15 protein-coding genes are annotated in these 18,465 nt (G+C 47.0%); all 15 read right to left on the minus strand.

Annotated elements, in window-relative coordinates; translation table 11 throughout:
- Positions 1-14: 14 nt before the first annotated feature.
- On the minus strand, positions 15-2,636 hold the full coding sequence (gene polA / locus ACFSUB_RS07300) for a DNA polymerase I (RefSeq protein WP_380712529.1): 2,622 nt from the start codon (positions 2,634-2,636) through the stop codon (positions 15-17).
- A gap of 105 nt (positions 2,637-2,741) precedes the next feature.
- Positions 2,742-3,686 (minus strand): protease modulator HflC, encoded by a 945-nt coding sequence (gene hflC / locus ACFSUB_RS07305; protein ID WP_380712530.1) that lies wholly within the window; start codon positions 3,684-3,686, stop codon positions 2,742-2,744.
- Positions 3,676-4,683 (minus strand): FtsH protease activity modulator HflK, encoded by a 1,008-nt coding sequence (gene hflK, locus ACFSUB_RS07310; protein ID WP_380712531.1) that lies wholly within the window; start codon positions 4,681-4,683, stop codon positions 3,676-3,678. The genes hflC and hflK overlap by 11 nt, the downstream gene beginning before the upstream one ends.
- 331 nt (positions 4,684-5,014) lie before the next feature.
- A complete protein-coding gene (gene pnpS, locus ACFSUB_RS07315) occupies positions 5,015-6,769 on the minus strand; it encodes a two-component system histidine kinase PnpS (RefSeq protein ID WP_380712532.1) in 1,755 nt (584 codons plus the stop codon).
- On the minus strand, positions 6,766-7,479 hold the full coding sequence (locus ACFSUB_RS07320; RefSeq protein WP_380712533.1) for a response regulator transcription factor: 714 nt from the start codon (positions 7,477-7,479) through the stop codon (positions 6,766-6,768). The genes pnpS and ACFSUB_RS07320 overlap by 4 nt, the downstream gene beginning before the upstream one ends.
- A 151-nt stretch (positions 7,480-7,630) precedes the next feature.
- Positions 7,631-8,575, minus strand: a complete 945-nt coding sequence (mdh, locus tag ACFSUB_RS07325) for a malate dehydrogenase (RefSeq protein WP_380712534.1) — start codon at positions 8,573-8,575, stop codon at positions 7,631-7,633.
- A gap of 15 nt (positions 8,576-8,590) precedes the next feature.
- Positions 8,591-9,880: an NADP-dependent isocitrate dehydrogenase gene (gene icd / locus ACFSUB_RS07330; RefSeq protein WP_380713204.1), complete on the minus strand. Its 1,290-nt coding sequence runs from the start codon at positions 9,878-9,880 to the stop codon at positions 8,591-8,593.
- Positions 9,881-9,912: 32 nt separating this feature from the next.
- Positions 9,913-11,028 carry a citrate synthase gene (gene citZ, locus ACFSUB_RS07335; protein WP_380712535.1) on the minus strand — a complete coding sequence of 372 codons (1,116 nt, stop codon included), beginning with the start codon at positions 11,026-11,028 and terminating at the stop codon, positions 9,913-9,915.
- A gap of 262 nt (positions 11,029-11,290) precedes the next feature.
- The gene (locus ACFSUB_RS07340; RefSeq protein ID WP_380712536.1) at positions 11,291-11,764 is read right to left on the minus strand and encodes a DUF441 domain-containing protein; all 474 of its coding nucleotides are present in this window, start codon (positions 11,762-11,764) and stop codon (positions 11,291-11,293) included.
- 85 nt (positions 11,765-11,849) lie between these two features.
- Positions 11,850-12,245 carry an FxsA family protein gene (locus ACFSUB_RS07345; protein WP_380712537.1) on the minus strand — a complete coding sequence of 132 codons (396 nt, stop codon included), beginning with the start codon at positions 12,243-12,245 and terminating at the stop codon, positions 11,850-11,852.
- A gap of 52 nt (positions 12,246-12,297) precedes the next feature.
- Positions 12,298-14,052: a pyruvate kinase gene (gene pyk / locus ACFSUB_RS07350; protein ID WP_380712538.1), complete on the minus strand. Its 1,755-nt coding sequence runs from the start codon at positions 14,050-14,052 to the stop codon at positions 12,298-12,300.
- A 59-nt stretch (positions 14,053-14,111) separates the two neighbouring features.
- The gene (gene pfkA, locus ACFSUB_RS07355; protein WP_380712539.1) at positions 14,112-15,071 is read right to left on the minus strand and encodes a 6-phosphofructokinase; all 960 of its coding nucleotides are present in this window, start codon (positions 15,069-15,071) and stop codon (positions 14,112-14,114) included.
- 109 nt (positions 15,072-15,180) lie between these two features.
- Positions 15,181-16,158, minus strand: coding sequence for an acetyl-CoA carboxylase carboxyl transferase subunit alpha (gene accA / locus ACFSUB_RS07360; RefSeq protein ID WP_380712540.1), 978 nt, complete (start codon positions 16,156-16,158; stop codon positions 15,181-15,183).
- Positions 16,159-16,160: 2 nt separating this feature from the next.
- Positions 16,161-17,036, minus strand: a complete 876-nt coding sequence (gene accD, locus ACFSUB_RS07365) for an acetyl-CoA carboxylase, carboxyltransferase subunit beta (protein ID WP_380712541.1) — start codon at positions 17,034-17,036, stop codon at positions 16,161-16,163.
- A gap of 99 nt (positions 17,037-17,135) precedes the next feature.
- On the minus strand, positions 17,136-18,374 hold the full coding sequence (locus tag ACFSUB_RS07370) for an NAD(P)-dependent malic enzyme (RefSeq protein WP_380713205.1): 1,239 nt from the start codon (positions 18,372-18,374) through the stop codon (positions 17,136-17,138).
- Positions 18,375-18,465 lie beyond the last annotated feature (91 nt).

The following is an 18,465-nucleotide window of genomic DNA, read 5'->3' on the forward strand; positions in this document are numbered from 1 at the left end:
CTTTTCTCTCCTCACTACTTTGCATCGTACCATGTACCACCGGTGGAAACATCCGCTTTGAGAGGAGCATCGAGGTTCATCGTCTGCTCCATCATTTCCGGAACGAGGGTTTTCATCATCTCCATCTCCTCCGGTGGAACTTCAAATATCAGTTCGTCATGCACCTGAAGAAGCAGCCGGCTTTTCACGTTCTTTTTCTCAAGTTCCCGGCTGACGTCGACCATCGCTTTCTTGATAATATCGGCCGCTGTCCCCTGGATCGGGGTATTCATCGCTGTCCGTTCAGCGAACGAGCGCATATTGAAATTACGGCTCGTAATCTCGGGAAGATACCGTCTCCGGTGCAGGAGGGTCGTAACATATCCCTGTTCGCGGGCCTCTTCTTTAATATCATCCATGTACTCTTTCACTTTCGGATAACTCGCCAGATAACTGTCAATAAATTCTCCGGCTTCCTTCCTTGAAATGCCGAGACTCTGGGAAAGGCCGTAATCAGAGATTCCATAAACGATACCGAAGTTTACCGCCTTCGCGCTTCGTCTCATGTTGGACGTGACATCATCTGCAGCGGCACCGAACACATCCATCGCCGTTTTTGTATGAATATCCATATCCCGTTGGAAAGCATCAAGCAGCCCCTGATCTCCTGCAATATGAGCAAGAACCCGCAGTTCAATCTGGGAATAGTCCGCCGCGAGCATCTGCCATCCTTCTTCCGACGGAATAAACGCTTTGCGGATTTTTCTTCCTTCTTCCAGCCGGACCGGTATATTCTGCAGGTTCGGCTCCGTTGAACTTAAACGGCCTGTCTGGGTAATGGCCTGATTAAAGATCGTGTGAATCTTATGAGTGTCAGAATGAATGACTTTCAGAAGTCCTTCAATATAGGTCGATTTGAGTTTGGAAACCTGCCTGTAGTGTAGAAGCTTCGGAATGATTTCATGTTGGTCTTCCAGTTTTTCAAGTATATCGGCAGAAGTCGAGTAGCCGGTCTTTGTTTTCTTGATCACCGGAAGTTCCAGTTCTTCAAAAAGAATCGGGCCGAGCTGTTTCGGCGAATTAATATTGAATGTTCGGCCCGCCAGCTCATGAATGTCTTTCTCGAGTTCTGTCAGTTTCTCATCAAGTTCTTCTCCCATCGTTTCAATACGGGACTTGTCCACCTGGATGCCGTTTGTTTCCATTTCCCCGAGAACAAGCGAAAGCGGCATTTCAAGTTCGGTGAACAAGGCATGCTGTTCATTGGCTTTCAGCTCATCTTCCAGTGTATCTTTTGTGGTAAACAGCGCCTCGGCTTTCCGGACAAGGTGATCGGCCAGGTCGGTCTCGGCCGGTTTTTCCCGTTTTGCTCCTTTTCCATATACGGCTTCGTCGCTGTTTACGATCCGCTTATGTTTTCTGGCTGCGATATCGGCCGGACTGTGAGACGAAACGGATGGATCAATGAGGTAGGAAGCAATCAGCATATCAAACGTTACACCGGTCAGTGCGATACCTCGCCAGCCGAGCGCCACGATACCGCGTTTTGTGTCGACCATGTATTTCTCCTGCGAACTGTCTGCCGCCCACGTTTGGAATACATCGGATTCAAGAGCGGTGCCGGCCGGTATGTAATACCGGCCGTTTTTATTCACCACAGCAATACCCCAGATCTCTGCGTGATGGTAATTATCATCAGGCACTTCAATCATTAAAGCTGACGGAGAAACGAGCATATCTTCCGTAATTTCTTCCACCATGTGATGCGGCAGTTCATCCATTTCTTCTGCCTCTTCTTCATAACCGAACCTGGACAACAGCGTATTAAATTCCATCTCTTTGAAAAAATCGGTTACGGTTTTTTCACTATAAGGTTCCCGCTTCAAAGATTCCAGCGTCAGGTCAAGCGGTGTGTCACGGTATATCACAGCAAGCTTTCTGCTCATCTCTGCCTGTTCCCGGTTTTCTTCAAGGCGTTCTTTCATTTTTTTGCCGGAAATCTGGTCAATCGAAGCCAGCACGTTTTCGACACTTCCGTATTCGGCGAGAAGTTTCAATGCCGTTTTCTCCCCGATACCCGGAACGCCGGGGATATTATCGGAGCTGTCCCCCATCAGGCCTTTCATATCGACAATACGTTCCGGAGCGAAACCATACTTCTGTGCTATCGCTTCTGTGTCATATGTTTCCACGTTGGTGATCCCTTTTTTCGTTAAAGCGACAGAGGTCTGATCCGAGACAAGTTGAAGCAGGTCCTTGTCCCCTGTGAATATTTTGACGTTCCATCCTTTTTCCTCTGCCTGTCTGGACAACGTTCCGATAATATCGTCCGCTTCATAATTTTCTTTTTCCGTATAGGAGATCTGAAAAGCCTCCAGCATCTCCCTGATCACCGGCAGCTGCTCCGAAAGCTCCGTCGGCGTCTTTTGACGTCCGGACTTGTATTCACCGTATGTTTCATGACGGAATGTTGTTTTCCCCGCATCAAAGGCTACCATCAGGTGAGTCGGTTCTTCCTCCTCGAGTATTTTAAGGAGCATTGTCGTAAATCCATACACTGCATTTGTATAAACACCTTTATCATTATTCAAAAGCGGCAGCGCAAAAAAAGCGCGGTACGCAATACTGTTGCCATCGATCAGTACTAATTTATCCAAGTACTTCCACCTCCACTTTCCACTCCGAACTATCATCCGTACTCATTTTACCACAGCTTTGAGTGAAATAGAAAAAGCAGCCTCACTCGAAGGCTGCTTCCTCTTTTACTCTACATATCCCATCAAAATCCGGGCATATGGTGAATCGGAAGGCAATACAATTACTGTTTCTTCATCTACCGTTGTTTCATATGTCTGCAGTGTTTTGTACAATTCATAGAACTCCGGGTCGCGGCTGAAAGCCTCATTGTAGACAGCAGCTGCTTCCGCCTCGCCTTCTCCGATAATTTCCTCGGCATCAGCTTCGGCGCTTGATATCAGCTCCTTCACTTCCCGGTCGGTATTTGCCCGTATCCGGTTGGCTTCTGCATCTCCTTCAGACAAATATTCCTGGGCGGTGGATTCGCGTTCTGAGATCATCCGCTGGTATACTGCTTCCTCGTTATCTTCAGGAAGATCTGTCCGTTTCATGCGGACATCGGTGACCGAGATTCCGTAATGATCTGCAGCCAGCAGTTCATTCACACGTTCGCCGACCATCTCATTCACGTCTCCACGCGTCGATTGATCTTCTTCGTTGATAATCTGTTCAAAGTTCATCCGGCCGAGTTGTGAACGAATAACCGAATTAATAAAATTCGCCATGATGGATTCAGCGTTTTCAACGGTCCGGGCATTCGCGATCATTGCCTCCGGATCATCTATATGCCAGACGACATAGTTATCGACAAGAACTCGTTTTTTATCCAGAGTATTGATTTCCGCTGAATTGATATCATAGTTCATTTGATACTTCGGGATGGAGGAAACCTGCTGGATAAATGGAATCTTTGCATTCAGACCAGGCTCCTCCGCGATCCGCACCACTTCACCGAATTGGGAGATGACTTTATATTCATCCTGTTTCACGATGAACACATTCATGATGCTGATGATAAGGAGAAAGATAAGCACTGCCAGAACAATGCCTGAACGTATCCATCTTCTCGTTGAATCGGGGGAAAACCGTTTCTCCTTCATTTCATACACATTGCCGCCGTCATCTGTCATTGGAATTACTTCCCCCTTCCGGAACATCTTCCGGTTCAATATCTTCCGGTGCCACCGAAGGCTGTCCATTTTCCTGGTTTAATGGACGTATCGGCAGGTAATTAACCGTCTCCTGCTGACTGTCAATAATATAAAGTTCCGCGTTCGGAAGTACGTCCTCCAGGGTCTCCAACACCAAGCGCTGTCTCGTAACATCCGGTTCATTGATATATTCTTCATACAATGCATTAAACCTTGATGTTTCCCCGCGTGCTTCCTCTATGCGTTCGGCGCTTTCTCCTTCAGCCCTGGAGATGATGGCATCTTCTTCCCCTTCGGCTTCATTGACTTCCTGGTTGCGGTACCGGTTTGCTTTATTAATTTTGGTCTGCCGCTCCTCCCGTGCATCCGTAACAGCGGTAAAGGCCTGCCTGACTTCTTCGGTCGGCAGTTCTACATTCTGAAGCTTAACATCCAGTACCGTGATACCAATATTATACCGTCCCACTAGTTCTGTAAGAGATTCGAGCACGGTACCTTCAATTTCAGCCCGTTGATCCGTAAGCACATCATCGACTTCGGAATTACCGATTACACCACGCAGTGAAGCAGACGAAGCCTGATATAATATGTCTTCTGGTTGACTCGCATTATATAAGTACTGCTCTGGATTTGTGATCCGCCACTGAACGACCAGATCAACAAACAATATGTTTTCATCACCGGTGATCATTTTAGCCTCATCGTTATATTCTGAGACTTCCCCGTCCTCTGATGTAGTGTACCCGACGTTGGTCGTATTCGTGGATCCCGGAAGAATTTCCGCTTTCTGAACCGGCCACGGCAGTTTGAATTTCAGCCCCGGTTCTGTAATCGTTTCATCGACCTCCCCGAATGTTACAAGAGCGGCCTGTTCTGATTCATCAACAGTATACCAACCTGTTACCAAAAACAAAATCAGGATGGCAAGACCGATCAGGGAAATGAAACCCACGATGATCTGTTTAATTGTAAACAAAGCTTGTCCCCCTTTTTTCTTATCCCCCGCAGGCACATTTCACCTTTCCTATGTAAGCGGATAAAACATCGACTCTATCATTATATAATATTTACATTGGTATTCCACCCCGTTTTTTCACATTTGTCACAAAAAAACGGTCACTTGCATGAAAAAGGACGAAAGCCAAGGGGAGGCCTCCGTCCTTAAAAGGGGATGTTGATCTCTACTATCCACTCAGCATTGAAGGGATGGTCAATAACCGAGGAAAATGAATAGAAGAAACCGTTCAATCCGTATGATAACGAACAGACGTAAATACATCATTTAGGACATATTAAGTTTTTGTAAATTATTCCTTCTCCCGCTTTAAAGGAAAGGTGATGGTGAAGATGGTGCCTTTATTTTTCGCGCTTTCCACATCAATATTTCCGTGGTGAGCTTCAACAAGATGTTTCACGATGGCAAGCCCCAGTCCTGTTCCTCCGGAATTACGGCTCCGGTCTTTATCCACACGGTAAAAACGTTCAAAAATACGCGGCCACTCTTCTTTACTGATACCGATACCGGAATCAGCTACAATAAACACAATGCTGTCCTGTTCCTGTTTCACTTCCGCTCGTATCGTTCCATTTTCCGGTGTGTAGGCAATCGCATTATTCATCAAGTTAATTAATATCTGTTTGATGCGTGCCGTATCACCTTCCATAATGAGGTCTTCCTCTTTATGAGAATTCAGTCTGAGCCCTTTGCCCTGCACGGAAGGATATAAAAGCTCCATCACTTCGTCAAATGTTCTTGTCACGTCCACTTCCTGCCAGTTCAACTGAAAGAATTCCTGTTCAATGTGGGAGAGTTCCAGCAGATCACTAATCAGTCCCTGCAGTCTGTCCCCCTCTTTCCAGATAATATCAAGAAATTGCTTTCTGGCCGTTTCATCTTCCATAGCACCATCCAGCAGTGTCTCTGTGAAACCCTTCAGTGAGGTTACCGGCGTTTTAAGTTCATGAGATACATTGGCTACGAAATCTTTGCGCACCTGCTCCAGTTTTTTCAGTTCCGTAATATCATGCAGTACCAAAACAATGCCGCGGAGCTGATCTTTTTCCCCCAGGATAGGTGCTCCGTACACATCATAGTGATGAACTTCAATTCGTGAATTCAATTGAACCTGCTGTCTGATTTTGGTTTCTGTCAGGAAAATCTGCTGAATTAATTTAATAAGAACAGAGTCCTGTATGACTTCATGATAAACAAGATGAAGCCACTGATCTGTATCTGCGTCAAATACATCTTTGCAGTACTGGTTGATTAATGTAATATCGCCGCGGTCATTAATGAAGATCAGCCCGCTTCCCATATTATCAATTAAAGCTTCCAGTCTTTCCTGCTGCGTTTGATAGCGGGTGGTAATCTGATCAAGATTATAGGCAAGGATATTAATAGAACGGGTGAGCTGCCCTATTTCGTCCCTGCTTTCCACATATGTCCTTGCTTTGAAATTTCCTTTTGCGAGTTCATTGGCTACATCTGTTACCTGGCCGATCGGATGAGTCAGTTGATTGGCTATCCTGTAACTTAATGCCATAATAATGACAAAGGCAATCGAGAAGCTGATCCCGATAAAGAGCCATATCCGCCGGTTAATTTCACCAAAACGTTCCACGGGCAGTGCCAGCCGGATATAGCCATTGTCCCCATCCCGTGTGTAGGGATAGGCGTAAAACAGCGATTCATCCTCGTTGACCGAACTGTATCTTATGTTTGTCCCACCCGATTCATCTGCCTGTTCAATTTCCGGAACATCCACCCCCGCGTTTTCGTCTGCTCCTTCTGCTGTTTCCGCAAGGACCGTGCCGTCATTTCTTATGATTGTAACCCTGACATCCAGACGGTCCTGTATGTTTTCTGAAAATTGCTGTGCATTCTTGGTTTCCATATTTTCCATTGCAAGAGCTGCTAAAGAGGCTTCTTTTCCAAGCCTCTCTTCCAGCTGGTCCACGTAAGATCCTTTTAAAAGCTGTCCTACCAGCACCCCTAAAGCTGCCAGAACAAATAAAATGACAATTAGAATACCGAATATCAACCTTGTCCGAAACTTCATCATAGGTGGGCAGGCTCCTCGAACTTATAGCCGAGACCCCTCACTGTTTTGATATAAACAGGTTTCTTCGTGTTCGGTTCTATTTTCTCCCTCAGGTGGCTGATATGAACATCCACGATTCTCGTATCCCCTACAAATTCATAATGCCAAACAGCATTCAGCAGCTGATCTCTTGTCATCACCCGGCCTTTGTTATTTGATAGATATAATAGCAGTTCAAATTCTTTCGGCGTCAGTTCAAGCTGGTCTTCATTAACAAACACTTCATAATTATCCGGATAAATCGTCAGGTGGCCGATTACCATTTTGGAGTCATCATGAGCATCGTTTTCTTCACCAGGTCCGTAATGAATCCTTCGTAAAATAGCTTTCACCCGGGCCACCAGTTCTCTTGGACTGAAAGGCTTGGTCATATAATCGTCTGCTCCAAGCTCCAGACCGAGCACTTTATCAAATTCTTCATCTTTTGCTGTGAGCATTAAAATGGGTACTTTTATTTTTTCCTGGCGTATCTCCCTGCAGACTTCCAGGCCATCCATCTCCGGAAGCATGAGGTCCAGGACAATCAAATCATAGGTGTTCGTTTTTATTTTCTCCATAGCCGACTGCCCATCCATAGCTGTATCCACTTCATATCCGGACTGTCCAAGATTGTAAGAAATCAATGTGATGATCGATTCTTCATCATCTACAACCAGCAGTTTATGAGACATATTCTCCCCCATCCGGCCGAATTCCCCCCTTATGAATACGGCCATAAAAATTAAGCTTTTTTTGGTCGTCTGTGCTTACAGCATGCCGCTGCAATATGTTCTTATTTTTTCTAAAAAAGTCAGCTGTTTCCAGAAACAGCTGACTTTTCATTTATTCTTCTGGAAGAGCTTCCATGACACTGCGGACCGAAGCCACAGATTTGGATAAAGAATCCTGCTCTTCTTCTGTCAAATCCAGTTCGATAATCCGTTCCATTCCATTACCGCCGATAATGGTCGGAACACCAAGGTAAAGATCTGATTCTCCGTACTCTCCTTCCAGGTAAGCAATGGAAGGGAGAACGCGTTTTTTATCTTTCACGATGGCTTCCACCATTTTCGTGAGAGATGCGGCAGGGGCGTAATACGCACTTCCGCTTCCGAGAAGGCCGACAATTTCGCCGCCTCCTTTGCGGGTCCGTTCAACTATGGCGTCAATACGTTCCTGCGAAAGAAGTTTGGTAAGCGGAACCCCGCCTGCATTGGAATAACGGATAAGAGGCACCATGTCATCACCGTGACCGCCCAGGACAAACCCTTGAATATCTTCAACGGAAATACCGAGTTCCTGAGACACAAAGGTCTGGAAACGGGCAGTGTCCAGTACCCCGGACTGGCCGATAACCCGGTTCTTTGGAAAACCGGATTCTTTATACACGGTATAAGTCATAGCATCGGCCGGATTTGTCAGAACGATAATGCAGCACTCCGGCGAATGGGCAGTAACCTCCCGGGTCACCGACTTCATGATATTGGCATTTGTATTCACGAGATCATCCCGGCTCATTCCAGGCTTCCGTGCTATACCCGCTGTAATAACCACCACATCGGAGCCTGCCGTGTCCTCGTAATTGGATGTACCGGTAACATTCACATCGGAGCCTTCCACCGGTGTCGCTTCAAGCATGTCCAATGCTTTCCCTCTTGTCGGATCTTCCATATCCGGAACATCCACTAAAACGACATCTCCAAGTTCTTTCTGGGCCGTCATCAATGCGGTTGTTGCACCGGTGAAACCGGCGCCGATCACGGAAATCTTTCTGCGGTTCATTCCCATATGCCGGACCTCCTATTACTGCATGTTTTTGATTAATTCGTCACCGAACTCGGAGCATTTCACTTCTTTTGCTCCGTCCATCAAACGTGCGAAGTCGTAAGTAACCACTTTGCTACCGATTGTCTTATCCATGGATGAAAGGACAAGATCAGCCGCTTCGTTCCATCCAAGATGACGCAGCATCAGTTCACCGGAAAGAATAAGGGAGGAAGGATTGACTTTGTCCATCCCTGCATACTTCGGCGCAGTACCGTGTGTCGCTTCAAAAATAGCATGACCGGTTTCGTAGTTAATATTCGCACCAGGTGCGATACCGATGCCGCCCACCTGTGCAGCGAGTGCGTCGGATACATAGTCACCGTTCAGGTTCATAGTCGCCACTACATCAAATTCTTTCGGACGGGTCAGAATCTGCTGGAGGAAGATGTCGGCAATAGCATCTTTGACAATGATTTTACCGTCTGCTTTTGCCTTGTCTTCTGCGGCGTTTGCAGCTTCTTTGCCTTCTTTTTCGACAATCTCATCGTATTCCTGCCAAGTGAAGACCTTATCGCCGTATTCGCGTTCAGCCAGCTCATATCCCCACGCTTTAAACGAACCTTCCGTGAACTTCATGATGTTACCTTTATGAACAAGTGTAACACTTTCAAGATTTTCTTCGAGCGCATAATCAATAGCGGCACGGATCAGGCGTTCACTGCCTTCTTTGGATACCGGCTTGATACCGATGCCGGAAGTTTCCGGAAAGCGGATATTTTCTGTACCCATTTCATCCTGAAGAAAATCAATGACTTTCTTTACTTCAGGGCTTCCTTCTTTATATTCAATGCCGGCATAAATGTCTTCTGTATTTTCACGGAAAATAGCCATGTTTACATCTTCCGGTTTTTTGACCGGGGAAGGTACACCGGTGAAATGACGGACCGGACGAAGGCATGTAAAGAGATCGAGCTTCTGACGGAGTGCTACGTTCAGAGAACGGATGCCGCCGCCGATTGGCGTACTGAGCGGTCCTTTGATGGCAATCAGGTATTCACGGATGGTTTCAAGTGACTCATCCGGAAGCCATTCGCCCGTATTGTTATAGGCTTTTTCACCGACGAGAGTCTCTTTCCAGTGAATCTTTTTCTTTCCGTTATAGGCTTTTTCCACTGCCGCATCAAGGACCCGGCTTGCTGCCGCCCAGATGTCGGGGCCGGTTCCGTCTCCTTCAATATAAGGAACAACCGGCTCATCCGGTACATTCAATACTCCATTTGTTGTTGTGATTTTTTCTCCTTCAGCCATAACAAAAACCTCCTGTATTTATAATTCAAAGGATTGGGAAGAGAATATTACTACCGTCTTTCCACTGGAATGTATTCCTGCTTTTGCGGTCCTGTATATTCTGCACGCGGGCGGATAAGCCGGTTATCGGCGTACTGTTCAAGGATATGTGCGAGCCACCCGGAAACCCGGCTTGTCGCAAAAATCGGGGTGAACAGATCATGGTCGATACCAAGGCTGTGATACACCGAAGCAGAATAGAAATCCACGTTCGGCAGCAGCCCCTTTTCTTTTGTAACAATATCTTCGATTTCAAGGGACATGTCATACCACTTGGATTCGCCTGTGATTTCTGTCAGCCGGCGCGACATGTCACGAAGGTGTTTGGCGCGCGGGTCCCCTTCCTTGTAGACACGGTGTCCAAAGCCCATGATTTTTTCTTTATTATCAAACATTTTCTGGATGTAGTCCTCTACATTGTCCGTGTCCCCAATGTCGGAAAGCATGGCCATTACTCTTTCATTGGCCCCGCCGTGAAGCGGCCCTTTCAAAGCACCAATAGCGGAGGTGACGCCGGAATAAATATCGGACAGTGTTGCCACGCAGACACGGGCGGTGAATGTGGAAGCATTCAACTCATGGTCGGCATGCAGCACCAGTGCTTTATTAAAGGCGGTTACCGAAGTTTCATCCGGTTCCTCTCCCTTCAGCATATAAAGAAAGTTTGCTGCGAAACTCAAGGAATCTTTTGGTGCGACCGGCTCTTTTCCGTCCCGGATCCTGCTGAATCCGGTAACAATAGCGGGTATCTTAGCCTGCAGACGCACAGCCTTCCGCTTGTTGGCTTCTTCTGTCATTTCATCGGCTTCGTCGTCATAAAGACCAAGCTGGGACACTGCTGTACGCAGTGCTGCCATTGGGTGAACCTCGGTTGTCTTATAGGCCTTCATGTACTGAAGCACCTCATCCGGGATCTCCATATTATCAGCCAGATCTTTTGTCAGTTCATCCAGTTCACTTTTCTTGGGAAGACGGCCGTTCCACAGCAGAAAAATAACTTCTTCAAAGGAAGCATTCTCAGCCAGGTCGTCGATATTGTAACCTTGATACGTTAACACATCATCAATAATGGAGCTCACGCTTGATGATGTTGCGACTATACCTTCAAGACCACGGGTTGCGCTCATACCTACCTCTCCTTTACTTGAAAATAAAAGACCAGCGTCTGTTGAAAAGAAAATGCTTACATTTCACACTTCCCACCCATCTGCAGGGCCCGGCGGATTCATTAGAATACTCAGTCTGTTTTGGATATAAACAGCTGCAGCAGTCTTCCGCCCGTACTGCATCAAGTGTTCCGGGCATTACCATCTATGTAAGAAGGACGGTGCATCCATTTCATTATAAACATTTTTGAAAAAGTTGTGAATGTAAACAGGCTTATTTTGTTCAACCGCCGGCTGATGAGAAAAATTCTACAGCTTTCATCGCCGCATAAGCTATGCCTGCACCGATTAACGGTCCGACTGCTACACCATTAAACAGAGCTACCGCCAGTATGGTTCCAATCACCAGTGCAGCGGTGATATGAGGGTCATTCTGCAGTAGTTCTACGCCGCCTTTTGCAATCAACGCTACAAATATACCGGAGGCCAGTGCTATCCAGGCATAATACGATTTCACTGCTTCACCAAGCTGTTTAAAACCAATTTCACCAGTTACAATCGGCACTAAAACAGAGACGGTAAGAATTGTAACAGCAATAGGAATTCCTTTTGCCTGTAAAAATGGGAACGCTTTGTCCCCCATACCGGTCCATTTCAAAAGAAGCAGAATACCGACTGCTGCTATCAGTGTCTGATTTTTCCCAAGTATTCCGACCGCAAGCAGAATAAGCATAAATATAGTTGCCTGCGATATCAACGCTTTGTACATCCTTCCACATAGACTTCGTAATTATCCTACCACATAACTATCATTTCTGTCATGCTTCAACAGACTGCCCGGTTTATTTTCTGTGCAGAAACACAACGCTTCCGCTGTTCATTATTTTTTTGAATAATTTCTGCAGCAAAGCTTTTACAACCCCTCTTGTGTAAGGGATGAGTAAAAAGAAACCTGCAGCATCCGTGATAAAACCAGGGGTAAGAAGCACTGCACCGCCTACAAGTATGCAGATACCGTCCAGCACAAGCGATCCGGGCACTTCATTGTTCTGCATCTGAAGACGGGCGGTGCGTATCGTTTCCATCCCTTCTTTTCTGGCGAGCCAGGCGCCCAGGAGGCCTGTCAGGATAATCAGCAAAATGGTCGGCCACACCCCTATAATGCTGCCGGACAGAATCAGTACCCCTACCTCAAAAGCCGGTACAATGATCAAAAGAAGCAGAAGCCATTTTCCCATCGTTTACAGACCTCCTCCTTATTAATTACGATTCTTTACAAACACCGGCTTTTTAGAGAACACTTGCATGGCCGCGGTAAAGATCTCCACGGGCGCTGTCCACCGTAATCTCTTCTCCGTCTTCAAAGAGATTCATGGCTCCTTCCACCCCTACAACGACCGGTGTTCCAAGGTTTAAGCCAACTACTGCAGCATGCGATGTCAGTCCACCTTCTTCTGTGACGACAGCTGCTGCTTTTTCAAATGCCGGTACCATATCCTTGTCCGTATTGTACGTAACAAGAATGCTTCCGGCCTGCACCTTTTCATTTGCTTCTTCGGCGCTGCGGGCGGTCACTACATGGCCTGAGGCTGTCCTGCGTCCGATTCCCTGTCCTTTGCCGATCACTTCACCGATCACATGAACTTTCATGATATTGGTGGTTCCTGTTTCACCAACCGGTACGCCGGCTGTTATGACGACTAAATCGCCGTGGCTGACAAGGCCTGCTCTAAGTGTCTCATATACAGTGCTGTCCAGCATTTCATCTGTTGTTTCAGCTTTTTGCCCGAGAAGCGGTGTGACTCCCCAGACAAGTGAAAGACGCCGGTATACTTTTTCATTGCTTGTTACCGCAACAATTGGAGATTCTGGTCTGTACTTGGAGACAATTTTAGCTGTATATCCGCTTTCTGTCGCCGTCAGAATGGCTGCTGCATCCAGATCATGCGCCGTATGGGATACCGATTGACTGATCGAATTGGTAATGGAGCGGTGGCTCTCTTTTTTACGCTGGTCCAAAATCGTCTCATACTTCAAAGCGGATTCGGCTTTCACAGCGATATTTCTCATCGTCTGCACCGCTTCCAACGGATAGTCCCCGGCAGCTGTCTCGCCGGAAAGCATAATCGCATCCGTGCCGTCAAAAATGGCATTGGCTACGTCACTTGCCTCCGCGCGTGTCGGGCGGGGATTCCACTGCATCGAATCAAGCATCTGCGTCGCAGTGATAACAGGTTTAGCCGCTGTATTGCAGTCTTTGATCAAGTCTTTTTGAACAAGCGGGACATCCTCGGCCGGAATTTCCACTCCGAGATCTCCGCGTGCAACCATTAAGCCGTCCGACACTTCCAGGATATCATCAATATTTTCGATGCCTTCCTGGTTTTCAATCTTTGGAATGATCTGGATGTCTTCTGCGCCTTTGTCTTCCAGTATTTCTCTGATATCAAGGACATCAGATGGACGGCGTACAAAGGATGCGGCGATAAAGTCGACACTCTGTTCCACGCCGAATTTGATATCTTCGGCATCCTTTTCGGTGATACCCGGAAGATTGACTTTTACGTTAGGAAGGTTAACGCCTTTTTTATTTTTCAGCTGGGCGTTATTCAATACTTTGGTTTTTACGTCACTGCCCATAATCTCTGTGACTTCCAGTTCAATCAAGCCGTCATCAAGAAGTATCTTTTTGCCCGGCTCGAGATCTTCTGCTATGCCGGGGTATGTAACAGATATTTTGTCATTTGTGCCTGTCACTTCTTCCGGCGTAACGATGAGGTCGTGACCTTCCTGAAGATCAATTGCTCCGTCTTCCATCGTATGCGTACGTACTTCAGGTCCTTTCGTATCAAGCAGGATGCCTACGTTTTTCCCGGTTTCAGCCGCAATTTCACGGATAGTATCAATGCGTGCTTTGTGCTCTTCAAAATCTCCGTGGGAGAAATTCAGCCGAGCCACATTCATTCCTGCTTCGATAAGCTTTCTTATCATCTCCGGCGATTCACTCGCCGGCCCTATGGTACATACAATTTTTGTTTTTCTCATCATTGTCCTCCTCTTCTCTCCAGGGCCGATTATATCACAATTCCCTTTTTCAGCGTTTGTTAGATGGATAGTTCCTGAGACAGCCGGTACATCTCTTTGTCAACCTGATGCTTTTCGCTGAGCACTTCGCTGATGCCGCGGTGGACTACTTTATTGTTAACGATACCAACCATGCAGCCTGCTACACCATCAAGCAGCAGTTCCACGGCGTTTGAACCCAGCCTGCTGGCGAGCACACGATCATAACCTGTCGGGGAGCCCCCGCGCTGAATATGACCGAGCACGGTTACACGGGTTTCAAGTTCCGTTGCATCTTTTATCTTCTGGCCGACATCCGGACCGCTTCCTACACCCTCGGCTACGATAATAATACTGTGTTTTTTACCTCGTTCGTGACCGCGGCGGAGTCTTTTTATAATATCGTCCATGCTGTATTCTTCTTCCGGGATCAGAATCGTTTCAGCTCCATCCGCCAGTCCGGACCATAACGCAAGATCCCCTGCGTTTCGTCCCATCACTTCAATGACATACGTTCTTTCATGGGAAGTGGCTGTGTCGCGGATCTTATCAATCGCATTAATGACGGTATTCAAAGCGGTATCAAATCCAATGGTGTAATCCGTTCCGGGGATGTCGTTATCGATCGTTCCAGGGACACCAATGGTTGGAAAACCAATTTCGGTTAACTTTTCTGCACCACGGAACGACCCGTCGCCACCGATGACAATTAAGCCTTCAATCCCTACAGCATTCAGGTTTTCCACTGCTGTTTGTCTTCCTTCCGGCGTCTTGAATTCTTCACAGCGGGCCGTATAAAGTTTCGTGCCGCCGCGGTGGATAATATCCCCGACATCGCCGATTTCCATCTTTTCAATATCATTGCTCAGAAGTCCGGCAAAACCGTACTGTACACCGTACACTTCCACTTCATGATAAATGGCTTTTCTCACGACGGCGCGGATTGCCGCATTCATTCCCGGAGAATCGCCTCCACTTGTCAGTACTGCGATTTTTTTCAAATTGCTCACACCCTTGCTTTAAAGTAGTTACTGTCCTTTTAGAAAATTATAACACGAGACGTTCTTATCAAGAAAAAATGCTTCCCGATGAATTCAGAAAGCATTGGTGTTAATCACCGGAAGATACAGCGCTTTCACCGGTCGTTTGTCCAATTTGTTTATATTTTTCCCAGCGCTGCTGGACAAGTTGTTCCGCCGTCTGATTCCGTAAAGTATGTAACGAACGTTCCAGTACTTCATCCATATAGACAACCTGCTGTTTCAGGTCTTTATGCGCCCCGCCTCTTACTTCCAGAACCATCTCGTCGATAACCCCCAGTTCTTTCAGGTCAGGAGCGGTAATACGCATGGTCTCTGATGCCTGCTGTGCAAACGATCCGTCTTTCCATAGTATGGATGACGCGCCTTCCGGGGATATCACGGAGTACGTGGAGTTTTCGAGCATATGAATGTAGTTTCCTACACCAAGACCAAGAGCTCCGCCGCTTCCTCCTTCCCCTATTACAAGACACACGACAGGTACTTTCAGTCCAGCCATTTCCGCTAGATTACGCGCTATCGCTTCGCTTTGTCCGCGTTCTTCAGCGGCTTTACCCGGAAACGCTCCTTTTGTATCAATAAAGGTGATCACCGGCCGGGAAAATTTCTCCGCCTGTTTCATCAGTCTGAGTGATTTGCGGTATCCTTCCGGATGCGGCATGCCGAAGTTGCGCCTGAGATTTTCTTTTGTATCTTTTCCACGTTGGTGGCCTATGACTGTCACCGGTATTCCTTTATATTTGGCAATACCCCCTACGACAGCTTCGTCATCCCCGTACAGCCGGTCTCCATGCATTTCCAGAAAATCTGTAAACAGTTCGCCGATATAATCAAGAGTTGTCGGACGTTCACTGTGTCTTGCAATCTGTACCCGCTGCCATGGCTGAAGATTACCGTAAATATCATTTTCAAGCTGCTCGAGACGTTCTTCCAGCTTGATGATTTCTGTCGACAGGTCGATGTCTTTTTCCTCGGTAAACGATTTAAGTTCTGTAATCTTTTCCTTCAGTTCAATAACCGGTTTCTCAAACGGAAGATAGCTGTGCACGTTTATTCTCCCCCCTCTGCTGTTTCTTTACAACGATGAAGATCAAGTATCGTCGACAGTTCCTGTTTTAACTGATCTCTCGGGATGACCCGGTCCAAATGACCGTGGTGCAGCAGAAATTCTGCTGTCTGAAAATCTTCCGGGAGTTCTTCTCGGATTGTTTCTTCTATAACACGGCGTCCGGCAAACCCTATCATCGCCTTGGGCTCAGCGAAATTATAATCACCGAGGGAGGCAAAACTGGCTGATACACCGCCGGTGGTAGGATCTGTCATCATCGAAATGTAGAGCAGACCGGCTTCATCCATCCGCTTCAACGCAGCACTTGTCTTCGCCATCTGCATAAGACTCAAGACGCCTTCCTGCATACGTGCTCCGCCTGAGGCCGAGAACATAATAAAGGGACGTTGTTTCTCCAGTGCACGTTCAATAGCACGGGTGATTTTTTCCCCCGCACCCGATCCCATACTCCCCATCCGGAATCTTTTATCCATGACAGCCAGGACCACAGGAAAACCACTCATATATCCTTCACCGGTCACAACGGCTTCATTCAATCCTGTTTTCTGCCGGTCCTTTTCCAGTTTTTCCTGGTACTCCGGAAAACCAAGCGGATCAGAGGAAGACAATTCCGGATCATATTCTTTGAATGTCTCTTCATCCAGCAGAAAATGAATACGGTCATGTGCATTCATTGGCAGGTGATGACCACAGCTGATACAGACCATATGGTGTTTTTTCAGTTCTTTTGTATAGATGATGGACCGGCACTGCGGACATTTGGTCATGACACCACTGTTCATCTGAGCGGGCTGTTCACGATCGGATGGAATCGTCGCGTATTTTCTTTTTTTATTGAAAAAGTCTTTTAATGACACGAGGACACCTTCTTTTATCGTCTATGTGTGAAAACACGGAAGCCGCCTTTTTTTCCCTGGCAGCTTCCCGGCTGTTCTCTCCTCCGGTTGTCTTTCCTGTTACTGTTTATCAATAATGGAAAGCCGGGTTGTTTTTTCTGCTACGTCGTCTGGATCCACCTCTTTACGTGCAACACCGGTCTCCATTGCTGTCCTGGCAACTGCCGAAGCTACAGCAGGGGCTACACGCGGATCAAAAGGGGCGGGAATAACATAGTCCGAATTCAGTTCGCTCTCTTCAAGCAGATCTGCAATCGCATAAACCGCTGCCTTTTTCATTTCTTCGTTGATATGTGTGGCATTGACATCCAGTGCACCGCGGAAAATGCCTGGAAACGCAAGGACATTGTTGATTTGGTTTGGAAAATCCGATCTGCCGGTTCCAATGACAGAAGCTCCGGCCTCTTTTGCTTCTTCCGGCATAATTTCCGGATCCGGGTTTGCCATGGCAAATACAACCGGGTCTTCATTCATGCTCTGCAGCATTTCTTTTGTAAGTGCTCCGGCAACAGATACACCGATAAACACATCCGTACCGGCAACCACATCGGACAGTTCCCCTGCAACTTTATCTTTATTGGTTACTTTGGCAATCTCTACCTTCTGATCATTCATTCCGGTTGTTCTGCCTTCGTAAATGGCACCTCTGGAATCGCACAGAATCACATCGCGGACTCCCATGCTCAGAAGAAGTTTAATAATGGCAATTCCGGCCGATCCGGCACCATTGACAATAATTTTAAGTTCGGACAGGGACTTCCCGCTCAGCTTCAACGCGTTGATCAGGCCGGCAGCCGTTACAATGGCGGTCCCGTGCTGATCGTCGTGAAAGACAGGAATGTTGACTTCTTTTTTCAACCGTTCTTCAATGATAAAGCAGTTCGGCGCCGCAATATCTTCGAGGTTCACACCGCCGAATGTCGGCTGAAGCAGCTTGACTGTTTCTACAATTCTGTCCACCTCTGATGTATCAAGACAGATCGGAAAGGCATCCACCCCGGCGAAAGATTTGAATAATACCGCTTTGCCTTCCATAACGGGAAGAGCAGCTTCAGGGCCGATGTTGCCCAGTCCCAGAACAGCTGATCCATCTGAGACAACAGCTACCATATTGCCTTTCATCGTGTAGTCGAATACCTTCTGCTTATCTTCAAAAATTGCTTTACAAGGTTCGGCCACTCCCGGGGAGTAAGCAAGACTTAAATCTCTTGTGTTACGAACAGGAACCTTCGATTTTGATTCGAGTTTCCCCTGGTTTTCCCGATGGATCTGCAATGCTTCTTCTCTCGTCGTTGGCAAATTCTCCACTCTCCTTCTTCCTGGTCCGCATACTGATGATTCCTCTGCAGGTTTTCAGCCACTGCAAAACTTATCTTATTATAACAGATGA

It is taken from the genome of Salibacterium lacus (assembly GCF_042684865.1).
GTDB classification, from domain to species: Bacteria; Bacillota; Bacilli; order Bacillales; family Marinococcaceae; genus Salibacterium; species Salibacterium lacus.